Raw genomic sequence first — 8710 nt, forward strand, 5'->3', positions numbered from 1 at the left:
TACAGGTAAAGGGGTATTTAGAACATCATGATCTAATTACTATCAATACCTTAACATTCAATATCTTAAATAAAAACAGCAAGCGCATGGCTTGCTGTTTTATGCATTTGGCCTATGGGTGGTCAAATACTCCTATTGGTTCTATATCTAGAATAAACGGTTAAGCCCGTTGAGTGCTGCAACACGATAAGCTTCCGCCATCGTTGGATAGTTAAAGGTCGTATTCACAAAGTACTCGATGGTATTTGCTTCACCTTTCTGCTCCATGATCGCTTGTCCGATATGGATGATTTCAGCGGCACGCTCACCAAACACGTGGATACCTAAAATCTCTTTGGTTTCGCGATGGAACAGGATCTTCAAGCTACCAATATCTTTACCCGCAATTTGAGCACGAGCTAGGTGTTTGAAAGAAGAACGTCCTACTTCATACGGTACTTTAGCTGCGGTAAGTTCTTGCTCGGTTTTACCAACAGAGCTGATCTCCGGAATGGTGTAGATGCCGGTTGGAATGTCTTCGATAAGGTGGCGTTCAGCTTCACCCTTCACAATTGCCTGAGCCACAAATCGACCTTGGTCATAAGCCGCGCTTGCTAGGCTAGGGTAGCCAATCACATCACCGACAGCGTAAACATGGTCAACATTGGTTTGGTAATTGGTATTTACTGAGACTTGCCCACGCGAGTCCGCTTCTAAGCCAACAGCACCAAGGTTCAGTTTATCGGTATTACCCGTTCGGCCATTGGCATACAGTAGGCAATCAGCGCGCATCTTTTTACCTGACTCTAGGTGAATGATCACGCCATCATCAGTGCCTTCAATTTTCTCAAAGGTTTCATCGTTGCGAATCACGACACCGCTGTTCCAGAAGTGATAAGAAAGTGCATCTGAGGTTTCATTGTCTAGGAATGACAACAGACGGTCACGAGTATTGATAAGATCGGTTTTTACACCCAAACCGCGGAAAATCGACGCGTATTCACAACCAATAACGCCAGCACCATAGATGATGATGTGTTGCGGGTCGTGTTTAAGAGAAAGAATCGAGTCACTGTCGTAGATACGTTCATGCAGGAAGTCGACGTTATCTGGTTGGTAAGGGCGAGAGCCTGTCGCGATAACAAATTTGTCTGCACTGTAATGTTCTTCAGTGCCATCGCTTTGCATTACCGAGACAGTGTTGGTATCGATAAAACGTGCAGTACCAAAGACCAACGTGCACTGGTTGCGGTCGTAGAAGCCTTGGCGTAATCGAGTCTGCTTGTCGATAACCGATTTGGCATGCCCCAAAATGTTAGAAAACGTTGAGTGTATGCTTTTGTTGTTCTGACAAAACAGCGGATTACTGTTGAATTCGATAATACGACTTACGGCATGACGCAGTGCCTTTGAAGGAATGGTTCCCCAGTGAGTACAACCACCACCAACGCTGCTCTCTTTCTCAATGATTGCAACGTTCAACCCGGCTTTGGTTAATCCCATCGCTGCCCCTTCTCCTCCGGGGCCACTACCAATTACGATTACATCAAAGTGGTTGGAGTGCGGCATAGATATCTTCCTTGTTATATTTGAGTAACATTGCTTTAGCGAGATTTTAACTGATTCTGTTCTTGGGTACATGAAAAGGGCATCAGAGAGTCGGTGGGATCACGCAGTGTTATCGAAAAAATAATATTTGGTATGTCGTATGTCTCCAAATGACAGTGTGGATATTGAAATTTTTTCTTCGAACGTATTTACTTCGGTACGTGAACAAAGAGGTATGTTTAGTGTCTTATATAACCAGAGTGCCTTATATAAATAAGTGATTCGCGTTATATTGAATAGAGTATTAGACATGCCTGTTTAGGCTGTAAAAGAAGAAATTGATAAAGTATGAAACCAATGGGCATTCGCGCACAGCAAAAAGAAAAAACTCGTCGCAGCTTAATCGATGCAGCATTTAGCCAACTCAGCGCCGATCGTAGTTTTTCCAATCTAAGCTTGAGAGAAGTCGCTCGTGAGGCTGGAATAGCACCGACTTCCTTTTATCGTCACTTCAAAGACATGGATGAGCTTGGCTTAACCATGGTTGATGAAGGTGGCTTACTGCTGCGCCAGTTAATGCGTCAAGCTAGGCAACGCATAGTAAAAGAAGGCAGTGTGATTCGTACATCGGTTGAAACCTTTATGGAATTCATTGAAAGCAGCCCTAACGTATTCAGACTGTTATTGCGAGAGCGCTCAGGAACTTCATTTGAGTTTCGTGCAGCGGTAGCTCGTGAGATACAGCACTTCTCTGCTGAGTTAACCGAATATTTGATAACGACTGGCATGACAAGGGACGAAGCTTTCACTCAAGCGGAAGCCTCGGTTATCTTAGTCTTCAACTCAGGGGCAGAAGCATTAGATTTAGATCGACGTCAGCGAGATGAATTGGCTGAACGCTTGATCATGCAATTGCGAATGATGGCCAAAGGAGCTTTTTGGTATCGTAAAGAACGTGAACGTAACCGATTAAAAGGCGGGATTGAATAATGTCGAATGAAAATAATACTGTAAACCGTGGTTCTGAAAGAAAAACACTCGTACTTGCTGTTGTAGCCGGTGTGTGTGGTGATGCATTGTTATCTTGGGTAACAATGAGCGAAGTGGGCTTCTCTATTTTCCCGCTTATCGCTTTAGTTTTGGCTGTACAAGCGCTTTACCAAGAGTACCTAACTAACCCAGTATCTGAAGATATCCCACTGGTAGGTTTAGCTTGTTTCTTCGTGGGTGCATTTGGCCACTCGGCTTTTGTGAAGGCACAACACCCTGATGCTGGCTCAAACTTCTTTGCGATTATTGTCGCGATGTTGCTTCTTGCATGGGTAGGTAAGAAACTCGGCTTTATCGGCAAAACTGCTTAAGCTGATTTAGAAATTAAAAAAACGAGCCAATGGGCTCGTTTTTTTGTATCTGCTGTTTGGCTTAGACCTGAAAGCGATACTTACGCTTTACGCTCTAGGAATACGCCAGCTTCCATGTGGTGCGTGTAAGGGAACTGGTCAAACAGAGCAAAACGAGTGATGTCGTGCGTTTCGCTTAGGATGTCTAGGTTCTCTTTCAATGTTTCAGGGTTACAAGAGATGTACATGATACGCTCGTAGCCTTGAACCATCTTACAAGTATCAACATCCATACCTGAACGCGGTGGATCAACAAAGATAGTGTTGCAGTTGTAGCTCTTAAGATCGATGTTCGCTTGCTGTAGACGACGGAACTCACGCTTGCCTTCCATTGCTACAGTAAAATCTTCTGCAGACATACGGATGATCTGAACATTTTCAATGTTGTTCGCAGCGATGTTGTATTGCGCAGATTCTACTGACGGTTTCGCCAGTTCAGTTGCCAGTACACGCTCGAAGTTTTGTGCTAGCGCTAATGAGAAGTTACCGTTACCACAGTAAAGCTCAAGTAAGTCGCCTTTGCTGTCTTGAGTACAATCGACAGCCCATTCCAACATTTTCTCTGCCACTTTGCCGTTGGGTTGAGTAAAGCTGTTCTCTACTTGTTGGTAGATGTAGCTATCACCATTCACATCTAGCTTTTCAATTACGTAGTCGCGGTCCAGTACGATTTTCATCTTACGCGCACGGCCAATCAGGTTTAGGTTAAAACCTTCATCGTTTAATTGCTGCTTAAGTGCTTTAGCATCTTGAATCCACTGTTCACCTAATTGACGGTGGTAAAGCAATGACACCAAAATTTCGCCGCTTAACGTAGAAAGGAAGTCTACTTGGAATAGCTTGTGGCGCAGAGAGTGGTTGTCCTTCATTGCATCTGTTAATAGAGGCATTAGGTCATTGATAAGACGGCTAGCTGCAGGGAACTGGTCTACGCGGTATTTTTCTTTAGTCTCTTGATTGAACATGACGTAATACATATCGTCACCTTCATGCCACACGCGGAACTCAGCACGCATGCGGTAGTGTTGTTCTGGAGATTCATACACTTCCAGTTCAGGCACATCATATTCTGAGAACATTTCTGTAAGACGCTCTGTCTTTTCTGCCAGTTGTTCTTGGTAGCGTTGCGGGTTTACATCTAAATTCGCCATGGTTATGCCTTTTGCTGTCGTGCTTTTAAATCAAGAGCGCAGATTTTATTCAATCACAGGCGCTTGTCCAGTGTTGAGCGCCATTCAATGTAAATCGACCATGAAAACTATAGCTTATAACTATCTTAGACTAGACAAATGATTCAGAGGTCAATACTATCTTCGGCAAGCTGGTGCCATTTAGATGTATAGATGGCTGAAGAGGGAATCTGGTGTGAATCCAGAACTGACGCGCAGCGGTAAAAGAGAACAAGTATTCACAAGACACTGCAAATAGCTTTTTGTGGGAAGTCGAATATAAGGTAACCAAAAGGTTGTGCTCTTGAGTCCGAATACCTGCCAGTAGCTAAACCATAAGATGTGGTTTGGTAGGAATTTACGCGATTTAGGATAACAACATGAACAAATCCCTTTTAGCGATAGCTGTAGCATCGCTGCTTTCACCTATCTCCAATTTACACGCCCAAGAAGCCTCTGCCGACGAAACCATGGTGGTTACGGCTAACCGTTTTGAGCAAAGCACGGAAAGTGTTGTCGCTCAAGTTGAAGTAGTAACACGCCAAGATATCGATCGAATTCAAGCTAAGTCTCTAACAGATGTGTTTAGACGATTGACGGGTATTCAGGTTTCACAAAATGGAGGCCGAGGACAGCAAGCTTCGATCTTTGTTCGTGGTGCTAATTCTGATCAAGTGCTTGTTCTCATTGATGGTATTCGTTTTGCGCGAGCTGCAAAGGGTGGTGTCGATTTTAGCCAGTTACCAATTACATTCGTTGACCGAGTGGAATACGTTCGAGGAGCTCGTGCCGCTATGTATGGCTCAGAAGCTATCGGCGGTGTTATCAACATTATTACTGTTGCAAACTCTGACAATGAAAAAACGGCAGTTAGTGCAGGTTTAGGAAGCTTAGATTACCAAGAGCTGAGCTTTGTTAGTGGTACTAAGGTCGGTGAAAATGGTCACTTGAACGTATCTGTTGGTTACGATTCCGATGAGGGATACAACGTTCATCCATTACCAGGTGTTAATGATGGTGATCGCCATGGTTTTGAATCACGCAATGCTCTAATTGGTTATGTTCATAATTTTGATCAGCAATGGAGTGGCTTCGCGAATTTCCGTATGTTTGAAACCATTTCTCAGTACGATGGTTCATTTGGTACAGACCATTCTTACAAAGAAGCTGAAGTTCAAAATTCGACCTTTGCTACTGGTGTTAAATATAGTGGCAGTGAACTTAAGTCTGATTTCTTAGTTAACTATCAGAATCAAGATAACTGGAACTACGAACAGTCTTTAGGCAAGAACTCAGCGTCAGCAACATCTGATGAGCTTGAACAGCTAAATGTTCAATGGGTGAATTCATACAAACTAACGTCGTCACTGACTCTTAGTGGTGGTGTAGATTGGCGTGATGAGGCTTATATTGTTAAGCCTTCGAATACTGAATACGACAGAACGAATGTTGCGTACTTCGCTGCATTAAACGCAGATGCGGATAAAGCGTTCGGAGAACTGAGTCTTCGTGTTGATGACAATGAGCAGTTTGGTACAGAAACTACTTACAACACAGGGTTAGGTTATCGTTATGCTGAGTGGCTTGTTGTAAAAGCAGCTTATGGCACATCCTTCAAAGCACCTAACTTGTATCAACTATATAGCTACTACGGTAATGCACAGTTAGAAGCTGAAAAGGCAGATTCATTTGAACTGACTTTTGGTGGCTTAATCAAGGATGTTGATTGGTCGATTACTGGCTATGATACGAACGTCGAAGACTTAATAGATTATAACTACGCGACAAGCAAGTACTACAATACTGATGGCGAAAGCCAACTACGTGGTGTGGAAATGGTCGTAGGATTTGATACTAGCTTTATTAATCATGAAGTGAGCGCTAACTTTCAAGACCCCGAAGATCAATCTGGTGAGCAGTTAGTTCGCCGCGCAAAGAAGATTTATAAGTATAACGCGGTAGCTAGTTTCGATGATGTTGATCTGTCATTGGGGTACCAATACGTAGGAGCACGACCAGATTTCTCTGAAGAGTTGGCTGCATACAGTTTGTTTGATGTTTCAGTTAACTACTATGCAAATGAAAATCTTACTTTAAATGGTCGAGTCGAGAACCTTACTGATGAAGAGTACGAGACAGCTGGTGGATACCCATCTCCAGAGCGTACATATTACGTAAATGCTACTTACCAATTCTAATTTTCACCTAAACCGCCTTCGGGCGGTTTTTTCTTATTGGATATATCAATGAAAAAGAAAGTCGTCATAAGTTGGTCGTCAGGCAAAGACTCTACATTAACCCTAGAACGTCTACTTGAAAGCACCGAGTATGAAGTTGTTGCTCTCTATACTACGTATGTTGGAGATGAGGTTCCTTTCCAAGTCACGCCAATCGAGGTTGTCAAAATGCAGGCAACATTGATCGGCTTGCCATTAATAACTATTGAGCTGCCGGAAGTCTTCCCAAGTAACGAGATCTATCAAAGTACGATTGTTACGGCGCTTAAAGGGTCGGGTTTATCAATTGATGCCGTGGCATTCGGCGATATGTTTTGCAATGGCATTGCCGACTATAGAAAAAGCTATATAGAACCGGCTGGCTGGGAGTGTGTGTTTCCACTAATGGGAGAGAGTAGCCAGGCTCTTGCTAGTGAGATAATAAACAGAGGAATCGAAACCTTACTCGTCACAGTTGATAGAGATGCACTAGATATGAGCTATTGCGGGAAAGAATACACGCCTGAACTAATAGACAGTTTGCCAAGTCACGTCGACCCATGTGGAGAAGATGGTGAGTTCCATACACTAGTGACGTCAGCACCGTGTTTTAAAGGAAAGCTCAAGATAGAGTTAGAAAATGTAGAGCAAGGTGAGCGTTTTGTTCATCAACGCTATCAGGCTTGCATTATATAGAGTGAGGATTGGCGAAAACTAAGCGAAGGAGTATCATTGCAGCGAAACTTATTATAGGTAATCGTTGTGTCGGATAGTCTACAAAAAAACATATTGGTCTTTGATTCTGGAGTTGGCGGTCTGTCTGTATATAAAGAGATAAGCCAGTTACTACCCAATCACAACTATATCTATGTATTCGATAACGAGGCTTACCCTTATGGTGAGCTCGATCAGCAAGTCCTCATTCAGCGAGTCCAAAGTATCGTCGCCAGTTTTGTGGCGAGTCACGCTATTGATATCGTGGTGATAGCTTGTAATACGGCCAGTACGATAGTCCTGCCGACACTTCGCGCTAATAACCTTATCCCTATTGTCGGCGTAGTCCCGGCAATCAAACCTGCTTCGTTACTGGCTAATAAAGCGGTTGGCCTTATTGCGACTCCCGCGACGATTACTCGTGAATACACACACGAGCTCATCAAAAACTTCTCGAGTAATAAAAGAGTAGAGCTGTTGGGTTCTACTCGGCTGGTGGATATGGCCGAAGATAAACTCAGAGGCGAGGAGATTAGCCTTGAAGAGTTACAGCAAATCCTTCAGCCGATGATCAACACAATTGATGTGGCTGTATTAGGATGTACTCATTTCCCATTGATCAAATCAGAGATTCAACAAGTACTAGGTGAAAGTGTAGTGCTGATAGATTCTGGTAAAGCGATAGCTAAGCGGGTTCAAGATTTGTTGGGTTTGGAAAGCGTTAATAAAGAAGGGGGAGTACGTGAAGTTTTTTGTAGTGCACTTCCTAAAAAAGAAAGTGCACTAAATAGTATGTTAAAGCAGTTAGGGTTTAGCTCAGTTCAGATTCGTCCGCTTCAGGATGTTTAGGATCATTTGCAACACGTACTTTTAAAGTGCGTTGCATGTAATCTTTATCGTTAAGTGCAGAGATTGCATGATTCACATCATTACTTGCCATAACAACAAATCCAAAGCCTCTTCTTTTACCAGTACGTTTGTCTTTCATTAAACGTACTGCAAATACTTCACCATGCTCTGAGAATAATTCACGTACATGTGATTCGTTCGCTTTGTATGGAAGGTTACCCACATAAAGTGTTTTGGTTGAAGCCTTAGGTTCTGAATCTGATTTTGAGTCGGTGCTTGAAAAGTTAACAACAAAAGCGGAAGCCAAGACACCAAGGATAAAGGTAATTGCAGGCGATATATCTACCTGAGAGAAAACAATGCCGCCTAATACAGCCAGTGCGACAATTAACAACATCGATTTTTTTGAGTTCATATCGGAATACTACATATTAATAAACGAAATAGACGCATCTACCATTAACAAAATAGACACATGAATCTTACGTTCATGGCTTCCATTTTTCCAATGTATTGCTGTGATACGTCTCAAATGTTTAGTTTTTATTCGAAAAATGCGGATCTGGTGGCTTTTTAGGCGAACAAAACTTTTATTTCAAAAAGCCCTTGTGCTCCATCTCAATCTCTCTATAATGCCGCCTCACCGACACGGAGTGAGACGAAAGTCACACAGCGAAATCGGTAGAGAAAAAGAGTTTGAAAATAACCCTTGACTCTCAAAGTGGTGCAGGTATAGTACGCACCCCTAGCGACTGAGATGTGAATCACAAAACGCTAGCGCTCTTTAACAATTTAAACCTATCAATCTGTGTGGGCACTCGTTGATGAATATCAA

Annotated in this window: 8 protein-coding genes and 1 riboswitch; of the genes, 5 read left to right on the top strand and 3 right to left on the bottom strand. The window is 42.9% G+C overall.

Going from position 1 to position 8710, the window contains the following annotated elements; all coding sequences use genetic code 11:
* Nucleotides 1-147: 147 nt before the first annotated feature.
* Nucleotides 148-1548: a Si-specific NAD(P)(+) transhydrogenase gene (gene sthA / locus A136_RS01505; protein WP_017061048.1), complete on the bottom strand. Its 1401-nt coding sequence runs from the start codon at nucleotides 1546-1548 to the stop codon at nucleotides 148-150.
* 327 nt (nucleotides 1549-1875) lie between these two features.
* Here sthA and fabR point away from each other — a divergent pair, with 327 nt between their 5' ends.
* The gene (gene fabR, locus A136_RS01510) at nucleotides 1876-2517 is read left to right on the top strand and encodes an HTH-type transcriptional repressor FabR (RefSeq protein WP_010438693.1); all 642 of its coding nucleotides are present in this window, start codon (nucleotides 1876-1878) and stop codon (nucleotides 2515-2517) included.
* Nucleotides 2517-2888 (top strand): YijD family membrane protein, encoded by a 372-nt coding sequence (locus A136_RS01515; RefSeq protein ID WP_004736696.1) that lies wholly within the window; start codon nucleotides 2517-2519, stop codon nucleotides 2886-2888. The genes fabR and A136_RS01515 overlap by 1 nt, the downstream gene beginning before the upstream one ends.
* Before the next feature lie 80 nt (nucleotides 2889-2968).
* Here A136_RS01515 and trmA read toward each other — a convergent pair whose 3' ends face one another.
* Nucleotides 2969-4078 (bottom strand): tRNA (uridine(54)-C5)-methyltransferase TrmA, encoded by a 1110-nt coding sequence (gene trmA / locus A136_RS01520; RefSeq protein ID WP_017061050.1) that lies wholly within the window; start codon nucleotides 4076-4078, stop codon nucleotides 2969-2971.
* Between the two features lie 154 nt (nucleotides 4079-4232).
* Nucleotides 4233-4436: riboswitch (cobalamin riboswitch) on the top strand.
* Nucleotides 4437-4476: 40 nt separating this feature from the next.
* Here trmA and btuB point away from each other — a divergent pair.
* The 3 genes from btuB to murI are packed head-to-tail and all read left to right on the top strand — an operon-like array spanning nucleotide 4477 to nucleotide 7875.
* Nucleotides 4477-6294: a TonB-dependent vitamin B12 receptor gene (gene btuB, locus A136_RS01525; RefSeq protein ID WP_017063777.1), complete on the top strand. Its 1818-nt coding sequence runs from the start codon at nucleotides 4477-4479 to the stop codon at nucleotides 6292-6294.
* 48 nt (nucleotides 6295-6342) lie between these two features.
* Nucleotides 6343-7008, top strand: coding sequence for an ATPase (locus A136_RS01530; RefSeq protein ID WP_017063778.1), 666 nt, complete (start codon nucleotides 6343-6345; stop codon nucleotides 7006-7008).
* 60 nt (nucleotides 7009-7068) lie between these two features.
* Complete coding sequence (murI, locus tag A136_RS01535; RefSeq protein WP_029235160.1) at nucleotides 7069-7875, top strand: glutamate racemase; 807 nt, start codon at nucleotides 7069-7071, stop codon at nucleotides 7873-7875.
* Here the strand turns inward: murI and A136_RS01540 are convergent.
* Nucleotides 7838-8290, bottom strand: a complete 453-nt coding sequence (locus tag A136_RS01540; RefSeq protein ID WP_017061054.1) for an RNA recognition motif domain-containing protein — start codon at nucleotides 8288-8290, stop codon at nucleotides 7838-7840. The two genes, murI and A136_RS01540, sit on opposite strands and share 38 nt — an antisense overlap.
* Between the last annotated feature and the right edge of the window lie 420 nt (nucleotides 8291-8710).

Source organism: Vibrio crassostreae 9ZC13, from assembly GCF_000272045.2.
Classification (GTDB): domain Bacteria; phylum Pseudomonadota; class Gammaproteobacteria; order Enterobacterales; family Vibrionaceae; genus Vibrio; species Vibrio crassostreae_C.

What these genes read in the sequence shown, in the direction of transcription:
- trmA (WP_017061050.1), bottom strand. Translation starts at nt 4,078, where the DNA reads ATGGCGAATTTAGATGTAAACCCGCAACGCTACCAAGAACAACTGGCA.
- sthA (WP_017061048.1), bottom strand. Translation starts at nt 1,548, where the DNA reads ATGCCGCACTCCAACCACTTTGATGTAATCGTAATTGGTAGTGGCCCC.
- A136_RS01515 (WP_004736696.1), top strand. Translation starts at nt 2,517, where the DNA reads ATGTCGAATGAAAATAATACTGTAAACCGTGGTTCTGAAAGAAAAACA.
- A136_RS01540 (WP_017061054.1), bottom strand. Translation starts at nt 8,290, where the DNA reads ATGAACTCAAAAAAATCGATGTTGTTAATTGTCGCACTGGCTGTATTA.
- A136_RS01530 (WP_017063778.1), top strand. Translation starts at nt 6,343, where the DNA reads ATGAAAAAGAAAGTCGTCATAAGTTGGTCGTCAGGCAAAGACTCTACA.
- btuB (WP_017063777.1), top strand. Translation starts at nt 4,477, where the DNA reads ATGAACAAATCCCTTTTAGCGATAGCTGTAGCATCGCTGCTTTCACCT.
- fabR (WP_010438693.1), top strand. Translation starts at nt 1,876, where the DNA reads ATGAAACCAATGGGCATTCGCGCACAGCAAAAAGAAAAAACTCGTCGC.